A 14,425-nucleotide genomic window follows, 5' to 3' on the forward strand; every position below is an offset into this window, starting at 1 on the left:
GTTTGCGGTTGAAGCCCTTTTTCAGGAACGACAATGTTAGAACATCGATTGAAGGCCGATCTTGGCGGCGGTGATTTTGGCTGGCTCAAGGCGCGGCATCATTTCAACGTCACCGCCAAAGGCAATCCTGCGCACCGTCCGCTGGGTGCATTGGTGGTCTGGAACGACGACGAGATTGCCCCGGGCACCGGGTTCCCCCTGCATGGGCACGACAGCATGGAGATCGTCAGTTACGTCCTCGAAGGTGCCGTGAGTCACCGCGACAGCGCAGGCGGGCAGGGCCGCACCGTGGCCGGCGACGTGCAGAGGTCAACTGACCTGGCCAGAACCCTCTGAACTGGCCCGCCGTGATGACGTTGCGCAGCAACTGTGGCGGGACAGCGCGGTGTTGACCGGCATGGATTGACTGACTTCAAGTCAGCTCTGTCATTGCTTGGGCTGCCAGGCGGTAGAACCCGCTGCCGCCTTGAACTTCGCCCGATTCTGCGCGGTGGCCGGTGGCTCCGAGTCGCCAAAAATTGCCTTGAGCCAGTGCCCGTCGGTAGGGTTGGGAAAGATGATGAACTTGCGCCCGAACTGCTCCTTGTCTTCGGTCATCAGGCGGGTGCGCTGTTTGACGTCAGCGACGTAGTACTTGCGCTTGAAGTCGTTGAGGTTGTCTCCCAGCATCACCACCACGTCGTAATCCTTGGCGATCTCCTGTTGACGCGGCTCCTTGTTGGAACTGTCGCGGTAAACCGTCAGGTGTTTCTCGTCGGCCACCGGCAGATTGTTTTTGCGCAGATTCGCCAAGGCGTACTCGTAGGTTTTTTCGCCCTGGTCACGGCTGGTGACGTAGAAAATCTCAACACCTTTCGATTGCGCATAGCTCAGGAAATCCACCGCGCCGGGCGTGGCAACCGGGCCATTGTCGGCCACCCACTGATCCCATGCTGCGTCGTCGAAAAACTCCTTGTCGGCATTGATCATGTAGCCCCAATAGCTGTTGCTGCTCAGCACGGTGTCATCGACATCGCTGATGATCGCCAATGGCCGATCGCCCGGCTTGTGCGCCTGCAGCGCTCGGTCCAGTTGCATTCGGGCGACGTTGAAACCTTGGTAATAAAGCGCCTCGAACTCGGCGGCGGTCTGCTTCCAGGCGACGGCGGCGGTCAGAAGGTTTGATGGCGGGCTGGCGGCTTCTTCGGCAAAGGTGGGAGCGCCATGCAGCATCAGTAGAGAGAGGAACAGGGGGGAGATCTGGTTTGTTTTTATTTTCACGTTCGAGCCCTTAAAACGCGGATTGAGCCACTGCGGCCAATGCTGCCAGAGTGTTCTATCTCAGCCGGGATCCGGGCTCAACGCAGGTGTCGCGTTTGTGGATCAATCGGGCGTAATTTCTGTCATTTATCTGTCATAAAGCCCGGAGTGGCGCGCTACGACTCAGCGCTGCTCTTCAGGCATCACGATATTTGACTCGATTTTCTTGCCGATGCTGATGCGCGGTTCGGTCGAATAGCCCAGTGCTTCATAAAAGGCTTTGACACTTTCATTGGTGCTGACGATTTGCAGATGGATCTTCATGCAGCCGCGCGCCGTCAACGCAGCCTCGGCATGACGGACCCGCTGTATCCCGACACCTTGCCTGCGATGCGACGGGTGCACCGCCACTGAATACAACCATCCACGATGACTGTCGTATCCGCGAGAACGCTGCCAATCACTTCAGGCCCGGACAAGGCCACAAAGAAAAGCCCATCAGTGGCGGCTAATACCGATCAGTTAAGCGCAGATCCTCTGTGGGAGCGGGCTTGCTCGCGAAGGGGGCGGCGTGCTGATCCAATACCTGACACGCACCGCAGAGCGCGGAGGCTTGTTTTGGGAGCACACCCGGGGTCTCCCGCTGGCGTGTTCGCTCAGCCCTCTACTGGGTGGATTTTATCTGTACCGTTTGGACGTGGCCTTGACCCGGCCGGACCTGTTCTATTTGCGTTATATGGATGACGTATTGGTGCTGGCAGCAACACGCAACAAGCTGCGTCAGGGCATCTGCGTGGTCAATCGCCTGTTTGAGGCGCTCGACCTGCAGAAACATCCGGACAAAACCGTACTCGGACCTATCGAGCGGGGCTTCACCTTCCTGGGAAAGCGTTACCCCGTCCAATAGTCTCCTGTGTTAACGTCGGCCTATCGAAAAAACGCCAGCTTTAGGAGCAAGCGACCAGCACCACCGGGTTAAAGGGCGGTGCCTGTCGTGGATTACCGTTTTTTCGTATCAGTGCTCATTCCTCACACTTCAGGGGTGATGGCGAACCCTCCCATCACCCACCACGGTGCCTCGCGTAGGGGTTCCGAGGGGACTTGGATCCCGCTCGTGGTTGTGGAATACATCGCGGTGTAGTGCAAGTTGTATGGAGACCACTGGCGGGCTTCGGGGGTGTACGTCCCCTCAATCAGTGTGTTTCCGTCGTTTCCATAGGTGGGGGGGTAGAACGGTGCGAGAATCCCCTCGATCGCGCCGAAGTTATCCGGGAATGTTAATACACATTGGGCGGCGAGCTCGCGGGCTACATGCGGCTGGTTGCCGACCCATGCTGCTGCGCTGTCCAGACGCATTTCCCCCCAAGTCCTCTTTATCCGGTACACATTGGACACAGTCACCGCGTATGATGCGGTCCTGTTATATCGGTCCACCACGGTCACTCGTGCGGTCCCCCTTTTGAGCCCGGCTACCTTCCCGTTCGCATCCACACTGGCAATACTCGGATCGGCCGAGGTGTAGGTATACGGGGCCGCACCACTGATGGGCACTCGAGTTTCAACGTTCCCTTCCACCTCCTTCGTTGGCCAGCCATAGTCCTGAATCAATTTGAGACCATCCAGCACCATAGGCGTCGGGTCGATGATCAACTCGGGCGCCGTCTCCACCTTCACGATGCGTGGCGCGGATGACTGCTCCGAACCATACAGGGCTTTGGCGGTCAGGGTGTGCGTCCCATCGTCCAGGTTCCCCAGCGTATGGGTCCAGACACCACTGGCGTCGACAGGACGGCGGCCTTTGGAGGTGGCGCCATCAAAGATTTCGACTTCCAGGTTCGCGGTTGCCGTGCCGGTCAAAATGACAGTGGTGTCGATGGTGGTGCCGTTGTTGGGAATGTCGTTACCTTTGGAGTCTTTCACCGTGGTGATCGCAGGCGTCACTGCTATGGCCACTTTAAAGGTCCTGGCCGCCGACACCGGATTGCTGCCATACAGGGCTTTGGCGGTCAGGCTATGCTCCCCGACACTCATGCCCTGAACCCTGTGGGTCCAGACGCCACTGGCGTTGACAGGACGACGACCTTTGGACGTGGCGCCGTCAAAGATCTCGACCTCAAGACCCGCGGTCGCTGTGCCGGTGAGGTCGACGGCGTCGTTGACGATGGTGGTGCCGTTGGCGACTTCGTTGCCGTAGGCGTCTTTGACCGAGGTGATCGCAGGCGTCACCGCTATGGCCACTTTAAAGGTCCTGGCCGCCGATACCGGATTGCTGCCATACAGGGCTTTGGCGGTCAGGCTATGCTCCCCGACACCCATGCCCTGAACCCTGTGGATCCAGACACCGCTGACGTTGGCCGTGCGTCGGCCTTTGGATGTGGCGCCATCGAAGATCTCGACCTCAAAACCGGCCGTAGCCGTGCCGGTGAGGTCGACAAAATCGTTGACGATGGTAGTTCCGTTGGCGACTTCGTTACCGTAGGCGTCCTTGACCGAGGTGATGACGGGAGTGGCCGCGTTGGCGACCGTCAGGGTATAGGGGACGGAGATTAGGCTTGGGTTATACACGGCGGTGGCAGTGAAACTGTGTGCCACCGCGCCCAGTCCGGTCATGGTCAGCGTCCATTCGCCGGTGATGGCATCGGCGGTGGCTTCGTCCTTGACCGTTGCGTCGTCCTTGATCTGCACCTTTTGCCCTTTGCTGGCCGTGCCGGTGAGCTTGACCGTGGTGTCGACGGTGGTGCCGCCGTGCGGGATCAGGGCGCCCTTGGAGTCCTCGGCTTTGGTGATGGTAGGGGCGTCTGAGGCGGTCACTGTCAGCGTGCGTGCAGCCGACACCTGACCTGCGCCGTACAGGGCGGTGGCAGTGAAACTGTGTGCCACCGCGCCCAGTCCGGTCATGGTCAGCGTCCATTCGCCGGTGGTGGCATCGGCGGTGGCTTCGTCCTTGACCGTTGCACCGTCCTTGATCTGCACCTTTTGCCCTTTGCTGGCCGTGCCGGTGAGCTTGACCGTGGTGTCGACGGTGGTGCCGCCGTGCGGGATCAGGGCGCCCTTGGAGTCCTCGGCTTTGGTGATGGTAGGGGCGTCTGAGGCGGTCACTGTCAGCGTGCGTGCAGCCGACACCTGACCTGCGCCGTACAGGGCGGTGGCAGTGAAACTGTGTGCCACCGCGCCCAGTCCGGTCATGGTCAGCGTCCATTCGCCGGTGGTGGCATCGGCGGTGGCTTCGTCCTTGACCGTTGCACCGTCCTTGATCTGCACCTTTTGCCCTTTGCTGGCCGTGCCGGTGAGTTTGACCGTGGTGTCTACGGTGGTGCCGCCTTGCGGGATCAGGGCGCCCTTGGAGTCCTCGGCTTTGGTGATGGTAGGGGCGTCTGAGGCGGTCACTGTCAGCGTGCGTGCAGCCGACACCTGACCTGCGCCGTACAGGGCGGTGGCAGTGAAACTGTGTGCCACCGCGCCCAGTCCGGTCATGGTCAGCGTCCATTCGCCGGTGGTGGCATCGGCGGTGGCTTCGTCCTTGACCGTTGCACCGTCCTTGATCTGCACCTTTTGCCCTTTGCTGGCCGTGCCGGTGAGTTTGACCGTGGTGTCTACGGTGGTGTCGCCTTGCGGGATCAGGGCGCCCTTGGAGTCCTCGGCTTTGGTGATGGTAGGGGCGTCTGAGGCGGTCACTGTCAGCGTGCGTGCAGCCGACACCTGACCTGCGCCGTACAGGGCGGTGGCAGTGAAACTGTGTGCCACCGCGCCCAGTCCGGTCATGGTCAGCGTCCATTCGCCGGTGGTGGCATCGGCGGTGGCTTCGTCCTTGACCGTTGCACCGTCCTTGATCTGCACCTTTTGCCCTTTGCTGGCCGTGCCGGTGAGTTTGACCGTGGTGTCTACGGTGGTGTCGCCTTGCGGGATCAGGGCGCCCTTGGAGTCCTCGGCTTTGGTGATGGTAGGGGCGTCTGAGGCGGTCACTGTCAGCGTGCGTGCAGCCGACACCTGACCTGCGCCGTACAGGGCGGTGGCAGTGAAACTGTGTGCCACCGCGCCCAGTCCGGTCATGGTCAGCGTCCATTCGCCGGTGGTGGCATCGGCGGTGGCTTCGTCCTTGACCGTTGCACCATCCTTGATCTGCACCTTTTGCCCTTTGCTGGCCGTGCCGGTGAGCTTGACCGTGGTGTCGACGGTGGTGCCGCCGTGCGGGATCAGGGCGCCCTTGGAGTCCTCGGCTTTGGTGATGGTAGGGGCGTCTGAGGCGGTCACTGTCAGCGTGCGTGCAGCCGACACCTGACCTGCGCCGTACAGGGCGGTGGCAGTGAAACTGTGTGCCACCGCGCCCAGTCCGGTCATGGTCAGCGTCCATTCGCCGGTGGTGGCATCGGCGGTGGCTTCGTCCTTGACCGTTGCACCGTCCTTGATCTGCACCTTTTGCCCTTTGCTGGCCGTGCCGGTGAGTTTGACCGTGGTGTCTACGGTGGTGTCGCCTTGCGGGATCAGGGCGCCCTTGGAGTCCTCGGCTTTGGTGATGGTAGGGGCGTCTGAGGCGGTCACTGTCAGCGTGCGTGCAGCCGACACCTGACCTGCGCCGTACAGGGCGGTGGCAGTGAAACTGTGTGCCACCGCGCCCAGTCCGGTCATGGTCAGCGTCCATTCGCCGGTGGTGGCATCGGCGGTGGCTTCGTCCTTGACCGTTGCACCGTCCTTGATCTGCACCTTTTGCCCTTTGCTGGCCGTGCCGGTGAGCTTGACCGTGGTGTCGACGGTGGTGCCGCCGTGCGGGATCAGGGCGCCCTTGGAGTCCTCGGCTTTGGTGATGGTAGGGGCGTCTGAGGCGGTCACTGTCAGAGTCCATGCATCCGATACCTGACCCGCGCCGTACAGTGCTTTGGCGGTGAAGCTATGCGCCGCTACGCTCATGCCCTTGTTCTCGAACGTCCAAACGCCACTGGTGTCGACTGGGCGTGTAGCCAATGAGAAGCCTCGGTTAAAAATCTCTACCTCCAGGCCCGCGGTCGCCGTACCGGTCAGGGTGACCGCTGTCTCGACGGTGGTGCCGCCATGCGGAATTTCCACGCCACTGGGCGAGCCTTTGATCGAAGAGATGGTCGGGGCTTCTGCTATTGGCAAGATGCTCAACTTCAAGATTGGCGACCTCCCGGCCTGCCCACCATCACGATTCAGGTTCCAGCGAAACTCGATGTCCTTGCCTTGCCGTGCTGTCAGGAACTCGGGAGTCAGAAGGGTATTCACCCGCTTATTCACGTTGAACGCCACTAACGGAAACTGCGGCGCCCCGGCCGGCGGATTGACCTCCACCAACCGTGCCCGGTCGCCGGACAATGCACCCAGGTACTCGATGCGCATGGTTACACCTTCGAGATAAGCCGGAATATCAATCGGACTCACCGCCGGCGACACCAGAGAAGGTGGTGGCAAATCAATCGTGTCTGCCCCGACGACTTGCGCGTTCGCCGGGATGGAGGTCGCCACCACTGTGCCGTCAGGTTGGCGCAGTTCATAGGTGACGGTCACGGCGCTGTCGGCAATCACGTTGTCGAAAGGCACGTTGAGGATGCAGGGTTTCTTCTGCCCGAACTGATCGTTTTCGACTTTGCCGCTGACAACCACCACCACCACGTCCGGCCGCCCGGTCACTCTTGCGGTGTAGACGGCCTCGATGTCATAGCCTGCTACAAAGCGCTTGTCCGCCGTGAGGATGACCACCAGCAGCGGATTACCGGCCAGTTTTTCCAGCTCGATGATGCTGTTGTCGTCACCGGGATAATCCTCCATCCGCTCCAGCAGGATCGGCATCGGCAGGCGCTTGCCATCCAGGTCTTCTTCCACGGTTGCTACGGGGGACCAGGGTGCATCCGGGTCCGGGCCATTGCCGATCTGGTCGGTGACCGTGAAGGAAAAGTGCAGCTTCCCGTCCAGTCGTTTCGCCTTGTCGAGAAAGGCGCGGTCGACGGTGAAACAAATGGTGATCGGCTCTTCGTTGCCGGGGTTTGGCGGTTGGGGCGCCAGATCCTTATCGACGTCGGCGTACATGATCTCGCCGTTGCATTTGAGACTGATGCGGTCGTAAGCCCGGCAATAGGGATAGGCCACGCAGACCTGCGCGCTGACAAAGCTTGGGTCCAGCATATTCTTGAAAATATCAGGCAACAGAAGTTTGAGCTCGGAGTGGCCGCCAGGATTGGTCAGGCGGTCTTTCAGACCGGGGCGGACTCTGTTGTAAAGGACGCTCATCGTATCGGATTTACCGATGTTGCCACTGCCGCGGGTGACGTCGACGTACAGCAGGTTGACGCGGTCCGGGTGCAAACGCCCTTTGGGCAGACGCAGAGTGGTCGTCACATCGGGATTAACGATGGTCTGGCTGTCGAGCATCGTCAGGTCACCGTCAGACCATAAGCGCATGAGATCGCCCGGTTCCATCATTCCGGACAGCGGCGGGTCGACCTCTACGTAAGCCCCCCCACCGTCGGTGACCAGGTCAACCGCAACCAGAGGAACGCCGACCATCGCGCCGACCACCGGGTAGGTTTGTCCAGTGATGCGTGGTGGATAGAACACGAGGACAGTGTTGTCGGACGACGATGACGCGGTCATGATCCAGGCTCCTGTGCCGTAGGATTTACAGGCACTATCAGAGCGCTTTTCGGGCGAGCGCGCACCTGTCAGATCTGACAGGTGCGCAAACGCTTAAGACGAATGGTCGATCTGAAAGCTGCCGAACTGCTGGGTGATCAGTCGTTGAAGGTGGATACGGTTTGATCGAGGTCTGAAACGACAAAACCCGCCGCCCCGGTTGATCGGAGTGGCGGGTTTTTTATGCCAGCAGAGTGTGTGTTGTCTGCGAGTCAGTCTTCGCGAGCAAGCCCGCTCCCACAATTGATCTTCGTTGCTTTGAGCATTGAGTTCGCTTAACTGATGGTCATTATCCGCGGCGGCCCGTTTCTTATCGAAAGCGAGGCTCGGAGTGTGATGCGCGGTTTCGTAATACTGCTAGGCCAAAGTGTCGCGCTCAGCGAAGATTCTTGCCATTTGTGCCGCGTTTTCGGTGCCCCAGGTGCACAGTGGCACGATCGCTTCAGCCAGGCTGCGACCGAGTGGGGTCAGCGCGTAGTCCACGCGCGGCGGCACTTCCTTGTAGTCGGTCCGCGCCAGCACATGATCGGCTTCCAGATCCTTCAGTTGCTGGATCAGCACCTTGTCGCTGACGCCCGGGATCAAACGCTTGAGCTCGCCATAGCGTTTCGGGCCGCTGCGCAGGAAAAACAAGACCAGCGGTTTCCACTTGCCCGAAATGATGCGCAGCGTGGCGTTGAGCCCGCAACCGGTGTCGCAGATTTCAGAAGTCGTCGTCATATTTTGATACTTACCTAAAGGTGCATACTTGTCCTTAGGTTACCTGAGCTGCATCCTCGTTCTCAAGCAAGCAATTTCCTGCTTGGGTACAACGCCAACGAAGGATGCACGCATGACCAGACTGAATGGAAAGACCGCGGTGATCACCGGCGGTGCCACCGGCATAGGCCTCGCCGCAGCAAAACGCTTCATCGAGGAGGGAGCCTTCGTGTTCATCTTCGGCCGCCGCCAGGAAGCGCTCGATGTCGCCGTGGCCGAGCTCGGACCGAATGCCCGCGCGGTAAAGGGCTCGGTCTCCGATCGGGCCGACCTCGACCGACTGTACGCGGCGGTGAAGGCCGAGCGCGGAACCCTCGACATCGTCTTCGCCAATGCCGGGGCGGGGAGCCCGCTTGCGCTCGGCAAACTCACCGCCGAGCACATTGACGAAACCTTCGACACCAACGTGAAGGGCCTGATCTTCACGGTCCAGAAGGCGCTGCCGCTGATGGGCCAGGGCGGTTCGATCATCCTGACCGGATCGAGCGCCGGCACTACGGGCGCCCCCGCTTTCAGTGTCTACAGCGCGAGCAAAGCGGCAGTGCGCAATCTTGCGCGGACCTGGGCGGAGGATCTGAAGGGCACGGGTATCCGGGTCAACGTGCTGTCGCCCGGGCCGACCGCGACCGAACTCGCCAAGGCCGCGCTGGGCGAGGAAGGCATGAAGGTCTTCGCTTCGATGAATCCACTCCAGCGCATGGCCGATCCGGCGGAGATCGGCGCGGCGGCCGCGTTTCTCGCGTCGCAGGACAGCAGCTTCATGACCGCCAGTGAGGTCGCCGTCGACGGCGGCCTGGCGCAAATCTGATTCGCTACGCCCCGCCGGTCACTCGATCGATATTCGGAGCCCGCCGGGCGTAGTAAACCCAAGGAGAATATATGAACTACGCAATTATCGGTTTCGGCAAGCTCGGCCAGGCCCTGGCCAAGGCGTTTGCCCGAAGCGGCATCGAAGTATCCGTTGCAACCACTCGCGATCCGCAAAGCTTTGCCTCCACTGCAGCCGCGATCGGACCAGCGATCGTGCCAGCAACACTGGCGCAAGCCCTCAAGGCGGACATCGTCTTTCTGGCTGTCCGTTTTGAGTCTCACCGAGAGGTCGCGAAAGCGCTGCCGACCTGGAAGGGCAAGACCATTATCGATGTGACTAATGCCTACGGCGTGCCTCCTGAGCAACTGGGAGGGCAGCCTTCTTCCAAAGTCATTGCGCAGGCCTTCACGGGTGCAAGACTGGTCAAGGGCTTCAACCATTTGGTCGCCGGCGTGCTTGACCAGAATCCGGCCATACAGGGCGGCAGGAGAGTCGTGTTCCTGGCGAGCGATGACGACGACGCCGCAACGGAAGTCGGTACGCTTGCTGAAAATCTCGGTTTCTCGCCGATCAAACTTGGCGGGCTTTCGGAGGGTGGGCTGCTAGTGCAGGCGCGCGGAGACAGCTGGGGGCAACTGATCTTTAAGAACTTGGTAAGGTTCGATTGACGATCCGTGATCACAAATTTTGATGCGATCCGGCCTCGTGGACAAAAGGCAGCCCTGCCTGATTGAAGCGAGGTCGACGACGGCAGAAAGCCGCGATCCGATTATCTGGCAAGCGTGCTTTGAACTTAAGCATCGAGGTGAAAAAGTCCGCTTCTGGCCGGTAGTTGTCCTCACATGTCCAGAAACGGGAATTGGTAAGTGCTTTAGCCAGTAGACGTCAGGTTATGGCTGAAAGACGGGCATTCTGAATATTCCCTCACCAGTACAAAAATCACACTTGTCTATGACGCTGTGTGTCATACAGTCTTTCGCGTGGCATTCATCCCGCATTTCAAGGATTTTCAATGAACGTTCATTTTGTGGTCCACGAAGCATTCGAATCGCCCGGCGCCTACGAGACCTGGGTTCGGCAGCGTGGCCATGAGGCGGGTTATTCACGCGTCCATGCCTTTGATGCGTTGCCTGCGAGCGTGGAGAACATCGACTTGCTGGTGGTGTTGGGCGGCCCGCAATCGCCGGCGACGACCCTGGAGGAATGTCCGCATTTCAACGCGGCCGCCGAGTGCGATTTGATCGTTAGAGCGATCAAGGCGAACAAGGCAGTGGTGGGGGTGTGCCTGGGGGCGCAATTGGTCGGTGAGGCGCTGGGTGCTGCGCATGGTCACAGTCCGGAAAAGGAGATCGGCAATTTTCCGATCAGGTTGACGGCAGCGGGGAAGGGCAGCGCCAAGGTTGCGCACTTCGGCGATGTGCTTGAGGTGGGGCATTGGCACAACGATATGCCGGGGCTGACGGCGGACGCGAAGGTCCTCGCGGTCAGTGAGGGCTGTCCGCGTCAGATTGTCGAGTACAGCGATCTGGTCTACGGCTTTCAGTGCCACATGGAATTCACTGCGGATGTCGTGGAGCGCTTGATTGCCGCGTCCGGTGAAGAGTTGGCAGCCGCGCTGGATCAGCGTTTCGTTCAGCAACCGGCGGCGCTTCGCAACAACGTCTATGAGGCGATGAACCTGAAACTCTTCGAGTTTCTCGACCAGTTGGTTGCGCAGTATCAGCGGCAAACCAAGGGCTAGACACTCAACAAATGGCGCCGTCAAACCACGATTTCACGGCGCCCTGTGCTCAGATCCAGACGTCGTTGTCCGCCGTGCGCTCCCCACCTTCGTGCCCGGTGTTACGCACACCCCGAGGCTCGATCATCATCAGTCGCGCTTCTCCCTCTGCTGCCGTCCGATGTTCGATTCCGCGCGGCACGACGTACAACTCACCCGGCTCGATGTAGACGCTGCCATGGGGCAGATCGATCCGCAGCGTGCCTTCGATCACGATAAAGGCTTCATCGGTTTCCGGGTGGGAGTGCCAGATGAACTCACCTTCGATGCGAACCACCTTGAACTGGTAGTCATTCATTTCGGCGACCACTCGCGGGCTCCATTGCTGGTCGATCAGTGCGGCTTTTTGCGCCAGATTGATGGCGTGCAGACTCGGTTCTTTGCGGGTGTGTGGCATGACAGATCCTCTCTCAAACGGGAGTCGTCAGCCTAGCGAAGGGGCGATTGGCAATGCTTGTACGATCCTGCAAGTTGACCCTGTGTCCGCACGCGCTCCAGCCAACGCGACGGAGATACACCATACGTGCGGGTGAAGTGTCGGGTCATGTGACTTTGGTCGTGAAAACCCGCCGCCAGCGCGGCATCCACCAGCGAGAATCGGTCAAGCACCAGCGTGCGCAATACATCCAGGCGGCGCAGGGTCACGAAGCGATAGGGGCTGGTGCCGAACAGCACTCTGAAGTCCCGGGAGAGGCTCCACTTTTCACGGCCGCTGGCGTGCTCCAGCATCTCCAGCGTCACGCTCTGGTGCAGGTGGGCCATGATGAATTCTCTGGCGCGCTCGGCCGCCGGGTAATCGAGCAGTTTGCGTCCACGAGGTTTGCCCGCCACCGCGCGCAGGGCCATTGCCAGATCAAACAGGGCGTCCTGTTCTTCCAGCGGATCGAGTGCGTGATCCATCGCCTGCACGAACGCTTCGCTGGCCCGATACAGACGCGGATCGCTGGAGAGGCCGCCGGCGATGAAGGGTAACGGCTCACCCTTCAAAACCTGCTGAATCAGGGCCGGGTCGATATAGGCCATGCGATAGTGGAAACCTGCTTCGGTCCCGGCCATGCCGTCGTGCAGTTCATCCGGATGCAGCAGCAAGGTGTTTCCCGGCAAACCGTGGCGCAGGGTGCCCTTGTAGTGAAAGCTCTGCACGCCGGAGAGTGTGCGGCCGATCGAATAAGTGTCGTGCCGATGTGGCTGGTAGCCATGGCCGCCAAACCAGGCCTCGATGCGTTCTATCCGCCCCGGCTGAGTGCTGCGCACTACCCAATCGGAACCTGGATCTGGTTTGGACTGTTCCATGGTTTCACTGTCCCTGAAGGAGAAAGCCAGCTGCGAAGGATGATAGCGAACCTGATCGAAAGCCGGGTGCTTACAGCTCCATCACCGTTGCCCCCGCGTGTTTTGCGCCAGACGCTCACGCCAGTTGCCCCCGTGCGTGCGCAGGCACTCTTGCTCGGAGTCGAAACGCACACAGCGGTCTGAAGGGCGCAGGTCGATGTCGGCTTCCCTCAGTGCGGTGGCCGTCAGTTCGAAGATGCGTGTTTTGGCTTGCGTCAGGGCGAGCGTTTTGTCTGCTTCGGTTTCGAACACCCAGATGACTGTCAGGGTTTCCGGCAAAGCGTTCAGGTCAGCGGTGTGGGTCAGCCAGGTGAAGCCTTTGATTTCACCTTTTGCGGTTTCACATGCGTCAGTGAGCGTGGCAATCAAGCGCCGCTCGATCCGCGCCAGTTCACGTTTTCCAGGGGGCATTGCGGGTTCCTTTGCGGATAATGGCCAGCGATCAACAGCGCTCATCATATATTGCCGGCAACGTGTTCTGGAGTCGCACTCAGGTTGCTTTCGACATTCAGTTGAGGATAACTGGAGCACCGTCCCTTGAATAAGGAGGCCCTGATGGCCACTGCCCACGTGTTCATTGCCGTCAGTCTGGATGGCTTCATTTCGCGCCCGGATGGCGGGATCGACTGGCTTTTGCAGCGTGATGATCAGACAGAGGATCATGGCTATTCGACCTTCATTGCCGACAAGGATGTGATCGTGATGGGGCGGGGTACCTATGAGAAGGTGATGACCTTCGACACATGGTTCTACGATCGGCCCGTGGTGGTGCTGTCCGAACAGTTGGTGAATACGCCGGTGCCCGAGGCGTTGCAGGGTAAACTGCGCTTTTCCAATCGCGCACCCGCAGAGCTGATGGCGGAACTGGCGAGCCAAGGCGTCGCGCGGGTGTATGTCGACGGCGGGCAGATGGTGCAATCCTTCCTGCGCGACGGCCTGGTCGCGGATATGGTGATCACCACGGTCCCTGTGCTGATCGGCTCGGGAAGGTCGTTGTTCGGGGAGCTTGCGCAGGACATTGCATTGGAACTGGTCTCCAGCCGCAGTTTTCCTTCGGGCCTGGTACAGTCGACCTACAACATCGTGCGCGGCTAGCGTACGCCACGCATACCAGACGCTTCGCGTATCGCCTGCACGTGCCGCAACTAAAAACAACGCGCGGGCGCAGCGAGGTGCAGCTGCGGTAACATGCCTCACCTCATAACCAACGAGCATTGAAAATGGATTCTCACTCGATTCTGGCCTTCACCCTCGTCGCGGCGATTGCCATCGCCAGTCCCGGACCTGCGACGCTGATGGCGATCAATAACAGTCTGGCGCACGGGCAGCGCAGTGCGATCTGGTCGTCGCTGGGCAATGCCAGTGGCCTGTTCTGCCTGTCGGCGGCGGCGATGCTGGGGTTGGGCGCGTTGCTGGCGAGTTCCGAGTGGTTGTTCAACACGGTGAAAATTCTCGGTGCCGGCTATCTGTTCTATCTCGGGCTCAAACAGTTGTTCAAGAAGGGCCCGATGTTGCCCGACGGCATTGCCGATGACGTGAGCAAGAGCAGGCCGACCCGTATGAAACTCTACAAGTCGGCGTTCCTCACGGCGGTGACCAACCCCAAGGCGACGATGTTTTTCACCGCGCTGTTCCCGCAGTTCATCGATCAGGGCGCGACGTTGTTGCCGCAGTTCCTGATCCTGACGTCGATCTTCATGGCGTTGTCGGTGACCTCGCTGAGCCTGTATGCCGCGCTGGCCTCCCGGGCCAAAGGCGTGCTGACCCGGCCCGCGTTGTCGCGTTGGGTCAGCCGGGTAGTGGGCACTACGTTCATCGGTTTTGGTGCGGCAATTTTGACCATGCGCCGGCAAACCGTTTAA

General features: G+C 60.2%; 14 protein-coding genes. 7 read left to right on the plus strand and 7 right to left on the minus strand.

Annotation, left to right across the window (positions count from 1 at the left end):
• Window positions 1-33 precede the first annotated feature (33 nt).
• The gene (locus tag QMK55_RS24950; RefSeq protein ID WP_256588192.1) at window positions 34-336 is read left to right on the plus strand and encodes a pirin family protein; all 303 of its coding nucleotides are present in this window, start codon (window positions 34-36) and stop codon (window positions 334-336) included.
• Between the two features lie 90 nt (window positions 337-426).
• Here the strand turns inward: QMK55_RS24950 and QMK55_RS24955 are convergent, their stop codons facing one another.
• On the minus strand, window positions 427-1,212 hold the full coding sequence (locus QMK55_RS24955; RefSeq protein ID WP_256588197.1) for a 5'-nucleotidase, lipoprotein e(P4) family: 786 nt from the start codon (window positions 1,210-1,212) through the stop codon (window positions 427-429).
• A gap of 210 nt (window positions 1,213-1,422) precedes the next feature.
• The gene (locus QMK55_RS24960; protein WP_320330169.1) at window positions 1,423-1,650 is read right to left on the minus strand and encodes a GNAT family N-acetyltransferase; all 228 of its coding nucleotides are present in this window, start codon (window positions 1,648-1,650) and stop codon (window positions 1,423-1,425) included.
• Window positions 1,651-1,810: 160 nt separating this feature from the next.
• Here QMK55_RS24960 and QMK55_RS24965 point away from each other — a divergent pair, with 160 nt between their 5' ends.
• Window positions 1,811-2,146 (plus strand): reverse transcriptase domain-containing protein, encoded by a 336-nt coding sequence (locus QMK55_RS24965; RefSeq protein ID WP_320330170.1) that lies wholly within the window; start codon window positions 1,811-1,813, stop codon window positions 2,144-2,146.
• A 122-nt stretch (window positions 2,147-2,268) separates the two neighbouring features.
• On the opposite strand, the gene QMK55_RS24970 is transcribed toward QMK55_RS24965, so the two are convergent.
• A complete protein-coding gene (locus QMK55_RS24970) occupies window positions 2,269-7,842 on the minus strand; it encodes a hypothetical protein (RefSeq protein ID WP_320330171.1) in 5,574 nt (1,857 codons plus the stop codon).
• Window positions 7,843-8,238: 396 nt separating this feature from the next.
• Window positions 8,239-8,601, minus strand: coding sequence for a winged helix-turn-helix transcriptional regulator (locus QMK55_RS24975; RefSeq protein ID WP_102357630.1), 363 nt, complete (start codon window positions 8,599-8,601; stop codon window positions 8,239-8,241).
• A 112-nt stretch (window positions 8,602-8,713) separates the two neighbouring features.
• Here QMK55_RS24975 and QMK55_RS24980 point away from each other — a divergent pair, with 112 nt between their 5' ends.
• From QMK55_RS24980 to QMK55_RS24990, 3 genes are all read left to right on the plus strand, one after another.
• Window positions 8,714-9,448, plus strand: coding sequence for an SDR family NAD(P)-dependent oxidoreductase (locus QMK55_RS24980; RefSeq protein WP_102357632.1), 735 nt, complete (start codon window positions 8,714-8,716; stop codon window positions 9,446-9,448).
• Between the two features lie 71 nt (window positions 9,449-9,519).
• A complete protein-coding gene (locus QMK55_RS24985; protein WP_102357633.1) occupies window positions 9,520-10,119 on the plus strand; it encodes an NADPH-dependent F420 reductase in 600 nt (199 codons plus the stop codon).
• A 344-nt stretch (window positions 10,120-10,463) separates the two neighbouring features.
• A complete protein-coding gene (locus QMK55_RS24990) occupies window positions 10,464-11,192 on the plus strand; it encodes a type 1 glutamine amidotransferase (protein ID WP_102357635.1) in 729 nt (242 codons plus the stop codon).
• 49 nt (window positions 11,193-11,241) lie between these two features.
• Here QMK55_RS24990 and QMK55_RS24995 read toward each other — a convergent pair whose 3' ends face one another.
• The 3 genes from QMK55_RS24995 to QMK55_RS25005 all read right to left on the minus strand — a co-directional run bounded on the left by QMK55_RS24995 (window position 11,242) and on the right by QMK55_RS25005 (window position 12,974).
• The gene (locus QMK55_RS24995) at window positions 11,242-11,628 is read right to left on the minus strand and encodes a cupin domain-containing protein (RefSeq protein ID WP_102357636.1); all 387 of its coding nucleotides are present in this window, start codon (window positions 11,626-11,628) and stop codon (window positions 11,242-11,244) included.
• A gap of 32 nt (window positions 11,629-11,660) precedes the next feature.
• Entirely contained in the window at window positions 11,661-12,524 is an 864-nt protein-coding gene (locus tag QMK55_RS25000) for an AraC family transcriptional regulator (protein WP_102357638.1), read from the minus strand.
• 81 nt (window positions 12,525-12,605) lie between these two features.
• On the minus strand, window positions 12,606-12,974 hold the full coding sequence (locus QMK55_RS25005; RefSeq protein ID WP_320330172.1) for a hypothetical protein: 369 nt from the start codon (window positions 12,972-12,974) through the stop codon (window positions 12,606-12,608).
• Window positions 12,975-13,118: 144 nt separating this feature from the next.
• Between QMK55_RS25005 and QMK55_RS25010 the strand changes: the two genes are divergently transcribed.
• Window positions 13,119-13,658: a dihydrofolate reductase family protein gene (locus QMK55_RS25010; protein WP_320330173.1), complete on the plus strand. Its 540-nt coding sequence runs from the start codon at window positions 13,119-13,121 to the stop codon at window positions 13,656-13,658.
• Between the two features lie 125 nt (window positions 13,659-13,783).
• Complete coding sequence (locus QMK55_RS25015; RefSeq protein WP_320330174.1) at window positions 13,784-14,425, plus strand: LysE family translocator; 642 nt, start codon at window positions 13,784-13,786, stop codon at window positions 14,423-14,425.

Origin of the sequence: Pseudomonas sp. P8_229 (assembly GCF_034008635.1) — a bacterium.
Taxonomy (GTDB): Bacteria; Pseudomonadota; Gammaproteobacteria; order Pseudomonadales; family Pseudomonadaceae; genus Aquipseudomonas.

Bases quoted from the DNA above. Each gene is read 5' to 3' on its own strand.
- QMK55_RS25005 (WP_320330172.1), bottom strand. From the start codon at position 12,974: ATGCCCCCTGGAAAACGTGAACTGGCGCGGATCGAGCGGCGCTTGATT.
- QMK55_RS24970 (WP_320330171.1), bottom strand. From the start codon at position 7,842: ATGACCGCGTCATCGTCGTCCGACAACACTGTCCTCGTGTTCTATCCA.
- QMK55_RS25000 (WP_102357638.1), bottom strand. From the start codon at position 12,524: ATGGAACAGTCCAAACCAGATCCAGGTTCCGATTGGGTAGTGCGCAGC.
- QMK55_RS24995 (WP_102357636.1), bottom strand. From the start codon at position 11,628: ATGCCACACACCCGCAAAGAACCGAGTCTGCACGCCATCAATCTGGCG.
- QMK55_RS24980 (WP_102357632.1), top strand. From the start codon at position 8,714: ATGACCAGACTGAATGGAAAGACCGCGGTGATCACCGGCGGTGCCACC.
- QMK55_RS25010 (WP_320330173.1), top strand. From the start codon at position 13,119: ATGGCCACTGCCCACGTGTTCATTGCCGTCAGTCTGGATGGCTTCATT.
- QMK55_RS24950 (WP_256588192.1), top strand. From the start codon at position 34: ATGTTAGAACATCGATTGAAGGCCGATCTTGGCGGCGGTGATTTTGGC.
- QMK55_RS24975 (WP_102357630.1), bottom strand. From the start codon at position 8,601: ATGACGACGACTTCTGAAATCTGCGACACCGGTTGCGGGCTCAACGCC.
- QMK55_RS25015 (WP_320330174.1), top strand. From the start codon at position 13,784: ATGGATTCTCACTCGATTCTGGCCTTCACCCTCGTCGCGGCGATTGCC.
- QMK55_RS24955 (WP_256588197.1), bottom strand. From the start codon at position 1,212: ATGCTGCATGGCGCTCCCACCTTTGCCGAAGAAGCCGCCAGCCCGCCA.
- QMK55_RS24990 (WP_102357635.1), top strand. From the start codon at position 10,464: ATGAACGTTCATTTTGTGGTCCACGAAGCATTCGAATCGCCCGGCGCC.
- QMK55_RS24985 (WP_102357633.1), top strand. From the start codon at position 9,520: ATGAACTACGCAATTATCGGTTTCGGCAAGCTCGGCCAGGCCCTGGCC.